The organism is Polymorphospora sp. NPDC050346 (assembly GCF_040655695.1).
Taxonomy (GTDB): domain Bacteria; phylum Actinomycetota; class Actinomycetes; order Mycobacteriales; family Micromonosporaceae; genus Polymorphospora; species Polymorphospora lycopeni.
In genome coordinates, this window is sequence record NZ_JBFAKM010000008.1 from 201,118 (window position 1) to 214,856 (window position 13,739).

11 protein-coding genes and 2 tRNA genes are annotated in these 13,739 nt (G+C 72.7%); 1 reads left to right on the forward strand and 12 read right to left on the reverse strand.

Annotated elements, in window-relative coordinates; translation table 11 throughout:
- Positions 1-2: 2 nt before the first annotated feature.
- Complete coding sequence (locus AB0I42_RS11365) at positions 3-1,163, reverse strand: hypothetical protein (protein WP_357536353.1); 1,161 nt, start codon at positions 1,161-1,163, stop codon at positions 3-5.
- A 124-nt stretch (positions 1,164-1,287) separates the two neighbouring features.
- Here AB0I42_RS11365 and AB0I42_RS11370 point away from each other — a divergent pair, with 124 nt between their 5' ends.
- Complete coding sequence (locus AB0I42_RS11370; RefSeq protein ID WP_357536354.1) at positions 1,288-1,725, forward strand: DUF296 domain-containing protein; 438 nt, start codon at positions 1,288-1,290, stop codon at positions 1,723-1,725.
- A 64-nt stretch (positions 1,726-1,789) separates the two neighbouring features.
- Here AB0I42_RS11370 and AB0I42_RS11375 read toward each other — a convergent pair whose 3' ends face one another.
- The 11 genes from AB0I42_RS11375 to AB0I42_RS11425 form a co-directional block, all read right to left on the reverse strand.
- Positions 1,790-2,605 (reverse strand): hypothetical protein, encoded by an 816-nt coding sequence (locus tag AB0I42_RS11375; RefSeq protein WP_357536356.1) that lies wholly within the window; start codon positions 2,603-2,605, stop codon positions 1,790-1,792.
- Positions 2,606-3,073: 468 nt separating this feature from the next.
- Positions 3,074-3,562: an SsrA-binding protein SmpB gene (gene smpB / locus AB0I42_RS11380; protein ID WP_357536357.1), complete on the reverse strand. Its 489-nt coding sequence runs from the start codon at positions 3,560-3,562 to the stop codon at positions 3,074-3,076.
- 280 nt (positions 3,563-3,842) lie between these two features.
- The gene (locus AB0I42_RS11385) at positions 3,843-5,012 is read right to left on the reverse strand and encodes a VWA-like domain-containing protein (protein ID WP_357536359.1); all 1,170 of its coding nucleotides are present in this window, start codon (positions 5,010-5,012) and stop codon (positions 3,843-3,845) included.
- A complete protein-coding gene (locus tag AB0I42_RS11390) occupies positions 5,009-6,151 on the reverse strand; it encodes an AAA family ATPase (RefSeq protein ID WP_357536448.1) in 1,143 nt (380 codons plus the stop codon). Before AB0I42_RS11390 ends, AB0I42_RS11385 begins: the two co-directional genes overlap by 4 nt.
- A 29-nt stretch (positions 6,152-6,180) precedes the next feature.
- On the reverse strand, positions 6,181-7,836 hold the full coding sequence (locus AB0I42_RS11395) for an ankyrin repeat domain-containing protein (protein ID WP_357536361.1): 1,656 nt from the start codon (positions 7,834-7,836) through the stop codon (positions 6,181-6,183).
- A complete protein-coding gene (locus tag AB0I42_RS11400; RefSeq protein ID WP_357536363.1) occupies positions 7,833-8,969 on the reverse strand; it encodes a gala protein in 1,137 nt (378 codons plus the stop codon). Before AB0I42_RS11400 ends, AB0I42_RS11395 begins: the two co-directional genes overlap by 4 nt.
- Positions 8,966-10,306 carry an SDR family oxidoreductase gene (locus AB0I42_RS11405; protein ID WP_357536364.1) on the reverse strand — a complete coding sequence of 447 codons (1,341 nt, stop codon included), beginning with the start codon at positions 10,304-10,306 and terminating at the stop codon, positions 8,966-8,968. Before AB0I42_RS11405 ends, AB0I42_RS11400 begins: the two co-directional genes overlap by 4 nt.
- Before the next feature lie 23 nt (positions 10,307-10,329).
- Positions 10,330-10,405 (reverse strand) — tRNA-Cys (locus AB0I42_RS11410).
- A 42-nt stretch (positions 10,406-10,447) separates the two neighbouring features.
- Entirely contained in the window at positions 10,448-12,022 is a 1,575-nt protein-coding gene (locus tag AB0I42_RS11415; protein ID WP_357536365.1) for an ankyrin repeat domain-containing protein, read from the reverse strand.
- Positions 12,023-12,055: 33 nt separating this feature from the next.
- Positions 12,056-12,130 (reverse strand) — tRNA-Gly (locus tag AB0I42_RS11420).
- Positions 12,120-13,676: an MFS transporter gene (locus AB0I42_RS11425; RefSeq protein ID WP_357536367.1), complete on the reverse strand. Its 1,557-nt coding sequence runs from the start codon at positions 13,674-13,676 to the stop codon at positions 12,120-12,122. Before AB0I42_RS11425 ends, AB0I42_RS11420 begins: the two co-directional genes overlap by 11 nt.
- Positions 13,677-13,739: the final 63 nt, after the last annotated feature.

Here is a 13,739-nt window from a genome sequence, read left to right on the forward strand (position 1 = left end):
GACTAACCCAGCAGGTCCCGGACGGTGGTCGGGTCGGCCCGCAGCACCTCGTACCCGTCGACCCGCCGCCCGTCCGGGGCGACCAGCACACCCCGTACCGCGGGGTGCTCCAGCCGCCACCCCCGGCGCAGCAGGTGGTTCTCCAGCAGCCACAGCTGCGACGGGTGCGGCCCGTCGTCCCCGGTCACCTCTTCCACCGGTACGTCGAACACCAGCGTGGTCAGCTCCGGCGCCCGATCGTGGATCACCTGGATCGCCTCCACGTCGTCGACCGGCTCCCGGCCGAGCACGGCGGCCACGTCGGCACGTACCCCCTTGGTTTTCTTCGCGGCCCGTCGCCGCCACCAGCCGGCCGGTGCCTCCTGGAAGGTCGTCCACCGTACGATCTTCAGCGCGTCGATCGCCCGCAGTTCGCGGACCAGCCGCCGCTGTTCACGTACGGTCAGCGGCGTCACCGGCACCGGCCGGGCCGCCTCGGCCACCGGCAGCGGCCCGGCGCCGAGCGCCGTCATCGCCTCGGCCAGCCGGGGGTGGACGGTCGCCAGCAACGCCGCCGCCTCCTCGTCCCAGAGCGACTCGGCCGTCCCGCGCCGCACCACCCGCCGCCAGCCGTCGTCCAGGTCGCTGATCCCGGCCTCGAAGAGCCGCAACGCGTACGGCGGGATGCCGGACTCGACCAGGAAGTCGACGTATTCGTCCTGGACCAGGCTGGCCAGCGCGAACGCCCGCGCCGCCGGCTCGCGGCCACCGGCGGCGGTGATCGCCGCCCCGTCGGCGCGGTGCTGGACCTCGGCGGCGAGCGGATCGAGTTTGCGGCGGACCGTGCCGACCCGGCGGCGGGCCCGGCCGTCCTCGTACTCCTCGTCGAGGATTGCCTGCTGGCGGCGGCCGAGCGTCTTGATGACCTGCCGGGCGTCGGGTCGGTGCAGCAGCGTGAGTTCGTGGCCGACCAGGGCCCGCACCTCGGCCACGTTCAGGCAGGCGAGCAGCGGCAGTCCGATGCTGAGCTGGCGGGTGCGCCGCGCGTCGAACCCGGCGGCGATCTCCGGTTCCAGGGTCAGCCGGACCGGGGTGACCGGCAGGTCGAGCCATCGGACCACGTCGGTGACGAGGTGGTGCAGCGCCGGCTGGGACGCCTCCGTGACCACAATCCCTGAGCCCATCCGAGCATTCTGGCTGGCCCCCGAGCGGCCGGACAAGATCTTTCCCGGCGGCATCCGGTTTGCCGGTCGCCCGCCCGGGTAGCCGGCGGATCAGGGGACCCGCCGCACCGACCGGAGGACGTCGATGAGACTGCGTGAGATGCGCCACCAGACCAGCCGCGTCCTGGTCGTCGTCTGCGACAAGGGGGAGGAGCCGGTCGGTGCGATCGGTCGCGCCCTGGCCGACCAGGGCATCCGGGCCGCCCAGGTGACCGGGGTCGGCGGGTTCGCCAGCGCCGAGGTCGGCTATCTCGAACACGACGGCCGGGGCGAATACCTGCGCATCCCGGTGCGGGAGCAGGTCGAGGTGCTGTCGCTGCTCGGCGACGTCGCCGAGCAGGACGGTGAGCCGGCCCTGCACGTGCACACCGTGCTCGGCCGGCGCGACGGCAGCACGGTCGGCGGCCACCTGCTCAAGGCCGAGGTCTGGCCCACCCTCGAGGTGATCGTCACCGAGGTCGCGCCGGAACTCGCGAAGCGGTACGACCCGGCGACCGGCATGGCCCTGATCTCCGCCGGCTGACAAGTTGTTGACCGGTGCGGCCTCCTCCGTGCCTTGCGACAGCAGGCACGGAGGATGCCGATGCTCAGATCATGTCCTCGTACACCGGTCCGGTCATGAACCGGGGGTCGTGGGTGTGTTTGTGCACCGTGTATTCGTCGGACGTGAATACGGCGGGCTTGGGAATGCGGACACCGAAAACGCTGTCGGTCAACAGCTTAGCCAGCTCGGCGGGCACGGGGTCAGGAAGCCATTCGCTGCGATGTAGCGGCCCCAACAGGTAGATGTCGTTCCACGTGGCGATCCAGTGTGCGGAGCGTCCGCCAACGAAGAGGGCCGCCCGGCGCAGTAGCTCGCTGGCCACCAGAGATTGCCCGGCGAATCGGCACTCGCTGTCGTTGCGAGCCCACCTCGGGTTGAGAAGAAATCCTCCGGTCCGAGGATCCGTCCTTGGGATGCCCGCCGCGGTCTTCATCGCTGTGTCCCATCGGTGCGGCCTGGAACGGATCCTCACCGAGGCAGAGTCGTCCGCTCTGTGCAGGACGACTTGATTTCGGTCGTAGGAAGTGATCAGGCCGCGAGAGCCCCAGGACAGGAATGAGTCGCCGGAGAGGACCGGCATAACGGCCCAGCAGAAGGCCTTGAGCAACTCATCAGGTATTTCCAGTTCGAGGTGTCCGGGTAGTGGGTGGACACGAGTGATCGTCAACGGGAAATCTTCGGCCCACCACCGTCGACCCGACGGTAACCATTCTCTGTTCGACTCGCCGAGGCAGGCGAGGGAGACCATGATCTCCGCCTCCAGTCTCTGCTGTGACTCCGCGTACGCGGAGGGCAGGGGCTGGCCGTCACGCTGTAGGGCGGTAAGGGCCTGCTGATATGTCTCGCCGGTGTACGACATCCGCCGTCTTACCAGGTGTTTGCGCGAGCTGTGCGTCATCGGCTGCCTGCCGTCTCGCAACGGGTCATGATGTCCCGGGTCCAGCTACGTAGCAATTGCAAGAGGCTGAGCACGCGTGGCCAGTGTCTTGGATCAGGGAGAAACGGCGCGACAAGCAGGTAGGGCGAACACAGTAGGGCCAACCAGAGGAGCGGAACGAAGGCCATTGCGAGCACGATCAGCCGTAACGGCCGATAAGAGAGGGAGATCATGGGCAGTGCTCAACCAATCCCACCGCCCCGGCGCGGCGACCATTGGTGACTACCGCGAGTACAACCTGCTTGCTGAGTTCAGATGGGCCGAAGACCCTTCGACCGTTGGTCGATTCGAGTAAGCCGGGTACCCGAACAACGATCCGGCCATTCGCTGGCCGTGCCGGAAGCATATCTCATACCCGTCCGTCAGGGCGACGCCCATTCAGGCGATATGTCAACGTCCCGCTCGCCCGATGCCCTTGAGGTGGCGGCCCAGGTGGCGGGCGATCTCCCGGTTGGCGTCGCGTTCGGCCAGCGCCTGACGCTTGTCGTACTCCTTCTTGCCGCGGGCGAGGCCCAACTCGACCTTCGCCCAGCCGTTGTCGAAGTACATCGACAGCGGCACCAGCGTGGTCCCGCCGTCGCGCAGCTTCTCCAGGATCCGGTCGATCTCCACCCGGTTCAGGAGCAGCTTCCGGGTACGGCGGGGGGCGTGGTTGGTCCACGAGCCGAAGCCGTACTCGGCGATGTGCAGCCCGTACAGCAGGATCTCGCGGTCGCGTTCCTGCGCGAACGCGTCGACCAGCGACACCCGGCCGGCCCGCAGCGACTTGACCTCGGTGCCGGCCAGCACGATCCCGGCCTCGTACGTCTTCAGGATCGTGTAGTCGTGCCGCGCCTTCTTGTTCGAGGCGATGACCTTCCGCCCGGTCTCCCTGGCCACGACTACCCCCTCCGACGTCACCGGTAGCGAAGATACCGCCGAGCCCGTGCGCGGCGGCGTGCGGTGACGACCTGAGCGCCAGCGGGGTTACGCGGGCGCCATAACCCCACCCACGCTCAGCTCGTCGGGGAAGTACTCGCGGGGCGACCGGCGCCAGGGGTGGTACTTGAGTTGATCTGGGCGGGAGGGACGTTATCCCGCCCGGATAAGGTCCCTCCCGCCCAGATCGACAACGTCCGCCCGGATCTGGCGCGGTCGCGCTGACCGGGCAACGGCCGAGTCAGTCGTCGATGTGGATGCTTGTTATCCACGACGGGGGTTCGGGTGCGTCGGCGCCGATCAGGCCGGCGATGATCCGGGTGGACTCCAGCGGCTCGCCGGGCCACGGCGTGTGGCCGTCGGTCAGCACGATGACGAAGTGCGGGCGTACCTTGAGCGCGGCCTCGACCCCGATCCGCATGTCGGTGCCGCCACCACCCGCGAGCCGCACCTCCCCGGCGGTGTGCACCTGCTGCACCACGTGCACCGCCGCGTCGCAGGACAGGACCGTGACCCGGTTGCCGCCGATGCCGACCGCCCGCAGCACCCCGGACACCTCGGTGAGTGCCGCCGCGAGCTGCGGGTCGCCCATCGACCCGGACGTGTCGACTACGATCGCGACGCGGGGGACGGGCTGGCGCAGGCTCGGCAGCACCACGCCGCGTAGCGCCGCCGACCGGCGGGACGGCCGGTGGTAGGTGTAGTCGACCGCGCCGCTGGCCCAGGCGGCGGCTTCGCGTACGGCGCCGGTCAGCGCCCGCCGCCAGTCGACCCGTGGTTCGAGGATCTCGGCCGCCCACCGGCCCCAGCCGTCGGGTACGGTTCCCCGGCCGCGGGTGTGGGCGCGGATCGCGTGGGCGGTGTCCCGGCGGATGGCGCCGGCCTCGACGTCGCTGACCCCGCGCCCGCCGCCGGTTCCGCTCTCCCAGGGCCGGTCGACGCCGTGCGCGCCGGACCCGCAGTCGTGGCCTTTGACGCCGGGCGGGAGCGTCTTCAGGTACTGCTCGAACAGTTGGCCGTTCGGCAGCCCGTACGTCTTCGGTTCGATCCGGTCGGCCGGCAGCGGCAGCCGGTCGGCGACCAGATCGTCGTTGATCTCGCAGTCCTGGGCGACGTTGACCCGGTAGTGGTCGTGCCGGTCGCCGGCCGGTAGCCGGTCGGCCCGCCCGTGGTGGTCGCGCAGCAGGTGGGCGACCTCGTGGATCCAGACGGCGGCGAGCTGGGGGACCGGCTGCCGGTCGACGAAGTCCGGCGACACGTAGCAGCGCCAGCGGCGGTCGACGCCCATCGTCGGCACCTGGTCGGAGGCGACGACGGTGATGCTGAACAGCGCCGTCGCCAGGTAGGGGCGGTCCTGGGCGGCCCGGAACCGGGCGGCGAGCAGCTTCGTCCGGTCGAGGGCACCGGTCATCCGGTCAGGCGTCCGGAGAGCATCAGCACCTCGGCGAACGCGTCGATGGCCGGCGGCACCGGCCACGACCTGTCGCGCAGCGCGGCGAGGTCCATCGCGGCCCGGGCGGCGACGTCGGGTACGCCGGCCTGCACCGCCTTCTCCAGTACGACCCAGCCGGCCTCCCAGCGCTGCCGGTCCACCTTGGACTGGACGGCGGAGATGACGGCGGTGAGGAACGCGAGTTGCCGGTCGCCGCGCTCGGGAAGCTGGAACGCCTCCGGGTTGGCGAGCACCCGTTCCGGGTCGGGCAGGTCGAGGTTGTCGAGGTAGTTGACGAACTCCAGGCCGGCACCGTCACCGATCGCGCCGACGACGGCGAGCGCCAGCACGTCCGGGCCGGTGCCGGCGCTGTGGTGGAACGTGAGCAGCCGCAGCACCATCTCCCAGGTGCGTGGCGACGGCCACGCGCCGCCGCGGGCCTCGGTGTCGGCCGGCAGGTGGTGGGTGAGGCCGGGGCGGGCGGTGAGGAAGCCGGCGATCGCGCCGCGCGCCTTCGCCAGCGCGGTCGCGGCACGTCGCGGGTCGACGGCCGGCACGGTCACCGCCGGCCAGGTGCCGGCGAGTCCACGGGCCACCGTACGGGCGTCGTGCGTCCAGTGCAGGTGGACGAACCGGTTCGCCAGCGGCGGGCTGAGGTGCCAGCCGTCGGCGGCACTGGTCGGCGGGTTCGCGGCGGCGACGATCCGTACGGCGGGCGGCAGTTGCAGGCTGCCGACCCGGCGTTCGAGCACCACCCGCAGCAGTGCCGCCTGTACGGCCGGCGGCGCCGACGACAGCTCGTCGAAGAAGACCAGCCCGGACCCGGTACGGGCCAGCCGTACCGCCCAGTCCGGTGGGGCCATCGGCACGCCGTCGGTGGCCGGCGAGTCGCCGACGATCGGCAGCCCGGCGAAGTCGGACGGCTCGTGGACGCTCGCGATGACCGTCTCCATCGGCGTGCCGAGCCCGTCGGCGAGCTGCTGCAACGTCGCGGACTTGCCGATGCCGGGCTCACCCCACAGCAGCACCGGCAGGTTGGCCGACACGGCGAGCGCGAGTGCCGCCACCTTGGGGTCCTGGGCCGGCTCGGTGCGCCAGCTCCGGGTGGCGGCGATCAGGGCGTCGGCGGCGGCGAGAGCCTGGTCGGTCACCGGTCTTCCCACTCGTCGATCAGCTTGCGGATGGCGGTCATCGGATGGGGATCGTCGTCGTCCTCGTGCAGTTCGGACTTGTATTCGGCGATCTCGGCGGCGGTCGTGTCCCCGCCGCCCAGGTGCGGGTCGGCACCGGCTTCGAGCAGCGCGCGCACCTGTTCGACGGTGCCGCCGTCGCTGACGGTGACGTGCAGGGCGGTGCGGCCCCGGCGGTCGGCGGCGTCGACCGGCACCCCGACGTCGACGAGGCGCCGGACCAGGGCGGGATCGTCCATCGCCCGGGTGTGGTGCAGCAGTGTGCCGCCGCGACCGTCGACCATCCGCGGGTCGAGGCCGGCGTCGAGCATTTCGGCCAGCGCGGCCGAGCCGCCGTGCTGGAAGCGTTGCAGCACGTGTCGGCGCAGTTCCCGCAGTGGGCGGGGGAGCCGGTCGCCGGAGCCGTGCCACGCCTCCACGGCGGCGAAACAGCCGGAAACCTGCCCGCCGAGCGTACGCAGCATCCGCTCGCGGCTGACCTCTTCCGGCGAATGCGACACCGGGGTGAGCCGGCCGTCGGCGTGCACGACGGTGTGCCAGGCGCCCCGGCACCGTACGGGCACGCTCACCCTCAGGTCGGTGCCCGCCGAGGGCGCGGCCGGGGCGGGGCTGTCCGGGAACAGCGCCTGCCGTACGAGGGGGTGCAGGTCGGCGTGCTCGATCCAACCGGCGCGGACCAGTTCGAGGTCGGCCGGCCGGGTGTGCACCAGCGCCGCAAACTGGGGCAGCCGCCAGGTCTTCGGGTCGTAGCCGATCATCCGTACGCCGGGGCGGCCGTGAGCATCGCGGCTCACCACGGCGATCGGCCCCCAGTGGCCCGCGATCTTCGCCTCGTCGACGCCGTGGCGCGCGTGCAGCCGGGCCATCTCGGCGGCGACGCCGAGCGCGACGACCGAGTTGCCCATCGAGGAGAGCCGCACGGATCGGCGGTCCGGCTCGGTCGGGTCGAGGTCGGCGCCGCCGACGGCCCACGCACCGACGATGTCGCCGTCGACCAGCCGCCGGTCGTGGACCTCCCACCGGCTCGCCGGGTCGCCGGGCACGACCTCGGTCGCGTACGCCTCGAACGGGCGAGTCGTGCCGTCCGGCTCGAAGCCGGGAAGCCGGTCGGGGGACCCGCCGTAGGCCGCGGCGAGCCCGCCGACGTGGGCCGCGCTCCAGAAGACCGGCGACAGGTCGATCAGGCCCTCGTCGCCGCCGATCCGGGTCTTCCCGACGGTGAGTCGCAGCCGCTGGGAGCCGTCGACGGTCTTCGGCGTGGTCAGCACCAGGCCGACGTCGTCGGTGCCGATCCGGCCCTCCCGCACCGACAGCAGATAGTTCTCGTGGGTGGCGATGCTCGTGCGCCCGCCGAGCGCCCGGGGCAGGTGCCAGCGCAGCAGGTCAGGGGCGAACACGGCGAGGTCGGCCTCGATCAGGTCGGCCTGCCGGTCGCCGTGCTCGCGGCGTACGTCGGCGAGGTCGAAGGCGACGTCGATCCGTCCCGCCGCGCAGGCGGCCCGCCAGTCACCGGCCTCCCGGGCGGCGGCGCACGCCTCGATCATCGCCGCCGGTACGGCGTACCGCCGGATGCGTCGCCAGACGGTGAGGTGGGGGATGCCGAGCACTGTCACCTGTAGACACTCGCGATCGCCTGGATGTCCGGGTGCGGTTGGGTCGCCGGCCGGTCGGCGACCAACGCGGCCGCCTGCCGGCGCATCCGGCGTGGCACGCCGCCGTTGATGCCGAGGTATTCCAGGGTCGGGTGCCCGTCGAGAGCCGCCACGAGCAGCCGGGCGCCCCGCCCGCCGATCTCGGTGCGCCGGACGTCGAGCCGGCGCAGCCGGGCCGCCGGCAGCGCCCCGGCGAGGATGGCCGCGCCCTCGTCGCCGACCCGGTTGCCGTGCGCGCCCAGCGCCCGCTCGGACGGCGGCCGGGCAAGGTCCAGCGCCTGCCACGCCGCGAGGTGCCGGGCCAGTGCCGCCACCCCGGCCGGGGTCAGGCCGTTGCCGCCGAGGCCCAGCGTCATCGGCACCCCGTCGATGGCGGCGCCCAGCGCGGCGGCGCCGGTGTCGCCGAGGTGGTTGGCGGCCAGGTAGAGCTCGCGGATGCCGGCGTCGTGGACGAGCGTACGCAGCGCCGGCACCACCTCCGGGCCGAAGCCGTTGCCGCCGAGGAACAGCCGTTGCAGCTTCTGCCGCCGGCCGGCGAGCGCCTCGGCCAGCGTCGCCAGCCCACGCCCGCTCATGCCGACGTTGACCAGGTCGAGGGTCCGGATCGTGGAGTTGACGGCGAGTGCCCGGGCCAGCCGGGCCACGCCCTCGTCGCCGATCGGGTTGCGCTTGAGCCACAGCGCGCGCATCGTCTCGTCGCTCTCGATCCGGCCGGCGAGCGCGTCGACGCCGGCCGGATCGATCCGGTTGCAGCCCAGGTAGACCGTCTCCAGGCCGTGCCCCGGCCGCAGCGCGTCGGCGACCGCCCGGGCGCCGTCGCTGCCGAGCCCGTTCGTGCCCAGCAGCAGGTGCCGGACCAGCGGCGAGTCGACCGCGGCGGCGACGATCCGGCCGGTCCGGACCGGCCCGATGCCCTGCTTGCACAGGTCGAGCCGGCCGTCGACCTGCATGGTCCCGCGCGGGAACACCTCCGCGTCGCGGACCGCGTCGGGCACCGCGAGCCGGGTCAGCAGCGGGTCGAAGTCACCCTCGTCGGCGAGCCCGGCCTCCGGATGGGTGATGGCCGGGCAGCGTACCGGGGTCGGATCGGTCACCAGGGCACACTCCGGTAGTCCTTGAGGAACAGGCCGCTCACCGGCGTCCCGGACACGCCGCGCACGACCGGGTCGTAGACCCGGGCGGCACCGTCGACCACGTCCAGCGGCGGGCGGAAACCCTGCTCCCGCTGCGCGGTCTTGCTCGGGTGCGGGCGCTCGTCGGTGACCCAGCCGGTGTCCACACTGTTCATGTGGATGCCGTCGGTCACGTAGTCGGCGGCGACGGTGCGGACCAGCATGTTCAGCGACGCCTTCGCCATGTTGGTGTGCGGATGCCGGACGGTCTTGCCGGCCCGCGAATAGCTGCCCTCCATCGCGGACACCTGCACCACGTGCCGCTGCGGGTGGGCGCTCGCCGCCATCAGCGGCCGCAGCCGCGAGGTGAGCAGGAACGGCGCGAACGCGTTGACCACATGCACCTGCAACCACTCCTGCGGGGTCACGTCGGCGTCGCGCAGCACCCACGAGTTGACCTCGCGCAGGTCGAGCGGCTGGCCGGTCTCGTCGACCCGGCCGGCCGGGAAGAACGTGTCGAGCACCGCCGGGAGCCCCGCCCCGGTCGCGACGGGCGGCGCCCCGCCGATCGCGATCCGGGCCGCCGGCCCGTCGAGCGCCACCGACTCACCCTCGCGGACCTCCCGGTGGTAGGCCACCGGCCGGTGCAGCGTCTGCGCCGCGTTGTTGACCAGGACGTCCAGCCCGCTGAACCGCCGGCCGGCCAGGGCGACGAGATCGAGCACCGCCGGCAGGTCGAGCAGGTCGACGCCGTGCACGTAGAGCCGGTCCGCCCAGTCGTCGAAGTCGGCGACGGCCGCGTAGCGGCGGGCCGCGTCACGCGGGAACCGGGTCGTGACGATGACGTCGGCACCGTCGCGCAGCAACTTCAGCGCGGTGTGGAAGCCGATCTTCACCCGGCCGCCGGTGACGACCGCCGTGCGGCCGGTCAGGTCGCAGCGGGCGTGCCGGCGCAGCCTGTTCTCCGCCGCGCAGGACGTGCACATCAGGTGGTAGTCGACGTCCACCTCCCGGTAGGCCACCTTGCACACGTAGCAGTGCCGGGCCCGCACCAGCGTGCCGCCGCCGGCCCCCGCCCGGCCCTCGGCCGGCCCGGTGCCGGGGATCTCGGTGTGAAACCGGGTGGCGCTCGCCAGCACCGCCCGGTCCGCCTCGCGGGTACGCGCGTCGCGGCGCGACTTCGCCCGCTTCTTCACCCCGCGGGCGGCGGTGACCACCGCCCGCTCCAGCCGCTGGCGCGTCGGGTCGTCGAGGTCGTCGCCGTCGAGGCGCGCGAGCACGGCCAGGCAGGCCGCCAACTCGGCGCGGTCGACGGACACGGTGCCTCCCCGGAAGCGGTTGGTGGCGAGACCGGCCGGATTCGAACCGGCGTCCTCCAGATTGCAGTCAAGGCGCGTCGACCTCTGCGCTACGGCCTCGCCGCGCGGCAGCATACCCAACACCACCGACAGCCCCGACGGCTACCGCTTCGACCCACGGCGGGCCTGGGCGAGCACCTGCGCGGCGGTCCGGCCCCGCCCGTCGACCGAGCCCGGGTCGGCACCCGCCTCGACCAGCGCCGCCACGACATCGGCGGCTCCGGAAGCGGCAGCCCGGTGGAGCGGTGTGTCACCGTTGCGGTCGTGGTCGGTGACCGCCAGCCCGGCGGCGAGCAGGACCGGCAGCGCCCGTCGGTGGTCGAGGTGGTGCAGCCAGTGCATCAGCGTGCCGCCGTCGCTGTCGCGCAGACCGGGATCCAGGCCCGCCGCGACGATGGCGAGCAACGTGTCGGTGTCGCCGTGGAAGGCGAGCGCGAACAGGTCCTGCCGGATCCGGCGGAGATCCTTCGGCACCGGCTTCGCCCCGGTACGGAACGCGCGGACCGCCGCGGCGCAGCCGCCGATCGGACCGCCGAGCACGGCGAGCGTGAACTCCCGGTCGATCTCCCGCTCGGAGTGCTCCAGGGTGGTGATCCGGGCGCCGGTCACCCGCACCGGATGCCACTGCCCCCCGCACCTGATCCGGATCACCGGCCGTTCCACCGGTACCGGAGCCGGTGGCGTCCGCGGCTGCCCCGGGAACAGCGCCTCGTGCACGAGCGGATGCAGGTCGTCGACCCGCAGCGCACCCCGGCGCAGCAGCGCCACGTCGACCGGAGCCGCCACCCCGAAGGCGATCGGCCCGGCGAAGTCCCGTTCCCAGGCCGCCATCCGTACGGTCAGACCTCCGTCGTCCGCCACGTCGACCGCGATCGACTGGGACAGGGCCCGCAGCGACGGTCGCGCGTACCGCCCGGCGAGGCGGCGGGACTCGGCCGCCAGCACCGGCAGCGACGCCCCGAACCGGGCGAGCCACGGCTCCAACGTCTGGCCGCCGTACCACCGCGGCGGCGGCTTCGGGTCGACCGCGCGGCCGGCAGCCTCGTAAGCCGCCGTCACCTGGCCCGTCTCCAGCAGCTCCGCCAGCACCTCGACCTCGTCGGCCCGGTCGGCCGGCCGCCGCGCGACGGCGACACCCGGCGGGTACGGCCGGCCGTCGGGGTCGTGCCAGGCCAGCCGGGTCGCCGACGCGCCGTACGCCCAACGCCGGGCGGCGACCGCGTCGGCGTGCCAACACCAGTCGGGCAGGTCGTACAGGTTGTACCAGGGGCGGTCGAGCTTCGCGGCGGACAGGACCCGCAGTTCGATGCGCTGCCGGAACCGTTCGCCGGCCGGCAGGTCGGCGACCAGTACCGCCCGGTCACCGATCGCACCCGCCAGCCGGGACAACACGATCCGGGCACGGGGCCACAGCTCCAGCGACGCTGTCCGTGGCGCGAACCGGCGCAGCAGATCGGGCGCGAACCCGAGCAGGTCGGCTTCGATGGCGGCCGCCTGTTCGGCGCCGAACCGGGCGGCCACGTCCCGCGGGTCGACGTGTACGTCGACGAGACCGGCCGCGCAGACGCCCCGCCAGTCACCGGCCCGCCGCCGGTCGGCCACGGCGGCGACCATCGCCGGCGGCGACAGATAGCCGAGGTTCCGCGCATGCTTCTCGCGGTGGCTACGACGGAGCATGAGCTGCCCGATCCGCTCGTCAGGACGCAGGGTGGCGGGCCGGCCGGAATCGAACCGGCGTCCTCCCGGTGGGAAACCGGGCGCGACGACCTCTGCGCTACGGTCCGCCGCCGCCGAGTGTAGGCCGGCTTCGCGCCGATCGGAGTACGGCGATCGTCGCGACGGCGAGGGTGAGCGTGACGGCGGCGCTGACGGCCGCGGTGAGCTGGAATCCGCTGACGAATGCCGCCCGGGCGGCGTCGGCGAGTGCCGGTCCGGCCGGTGTGGACAGACGGGCGCCGAGGTCGACGGCGGCCGCGAGGCTGTCGGTGGCGCTGGCAGCGGCATCGGCGGGGACACCGGTCGGTATCCGGTCGCCGACCAGGTCCCGGTAGCGGGCCGCGATGACGCTGCCGAGGACGGCGATGCCGAGGGCGCCACCGAGCTGGGGTGATGTCGAGGCCATCGCCGAGGCTGATCCGGCGCGTTCCGGGGGTGCGCTGCCGATCACCAGGTCGGTGGCGAGGGCCATCATCGGGCCGAGTCCGGCCGAGACGATGACGGCGCCGGTGACCAGTGTGGCGAGCCCGTCGGTGGGACCGATCCGGGTGAGGACGACGAAGCCCGCGGTGGCGACGAGAAGCCCGCCGGCGATGACCGTTGCCGGCCGGACCAGCCTGACCAGCTGCGGTGCGGCCGTCGATCCGGCTATGACGCCGAGCGCCGAGGGTGCGGTCCACAGGCCGGCCTGCAGAGGCGACAGCCCCTGCACGAGTTGGAGGTATTGGGCGATCGCGTAGTTCGCGCCCCAGAGCACGAAGATGCCGAAGGCGAGGGTCGCCAGCGCCGCGCCGAAGGCGGGGTTACGGAAGAGGGTGAGGTCGACCATCGGGTCGGGCAGCCTTCGCTGCCGGCGTACGAAGGCGGTGGCGAGGGCCAGACCGAGCGCGAGCAGGAGTGGGCAGGTCCATTCGCCGCTGCCTGTCGCGATCTGCTTGAGCGCGTAGACGACGGGCAGTACGGCGCCGACCGTGAGCAGAGCGCTGAGCACGTCGATCCGGCCGCGTTGGTCTCCGTGCCGCTCGGGGAGCAGCCATGGGCCGAGCATCAGCAGGAGTGCCATGACCGGCATGCCGATGAGGAAGACCGAGCCCCACCAGAACCGGTCCAGCAGCCAGCCGCCGACGAGTGGCCCGATCGCGGTGCCGGCGGAGACGCTCGCGATGACCGCGCCGATCGCGACGCGTCGCTGGCTCGCGGTGGTGAAGAGAGTGGCGGTCAGGGCCAGGACCGACGGCATCAGGGTCGATCCGGCGATACCCATGAGCGCGCGTACGGCGATCAGTGTTTCGGCGTTCGGGGCGTACGCGGCCAAAGTCGAGGCCACCGCGAACACTGCCGCGCCGAGCATCAACAGGCGGCGGCGCCCGATCCGGTCACCGAGCGAGCCCATGGCCAACATCGCTCCGGCGAGGGTGAACGCGTAGATGTCGACGATCCACAACTGCTGGCTGCTGCTGGCGCCGAGATCCGCGCCGATCGTCGGCAGCGCGAGGTGGGTCACGGTCAGTTCGAGTGAGGCGAGCAGTGCGGGCAGCATCAGCACGCAGAGGCCGAGCCACCGGCGCCCGCCAGTCTGCCGGGTTCCGGAGTGGACCGGGTTCTTCTGGGGCATGACGGCGACGCTAAAACTTCAACCTTGGTGGAAGTCAACGGAGCGAGCCGCGGCTGATTCGGC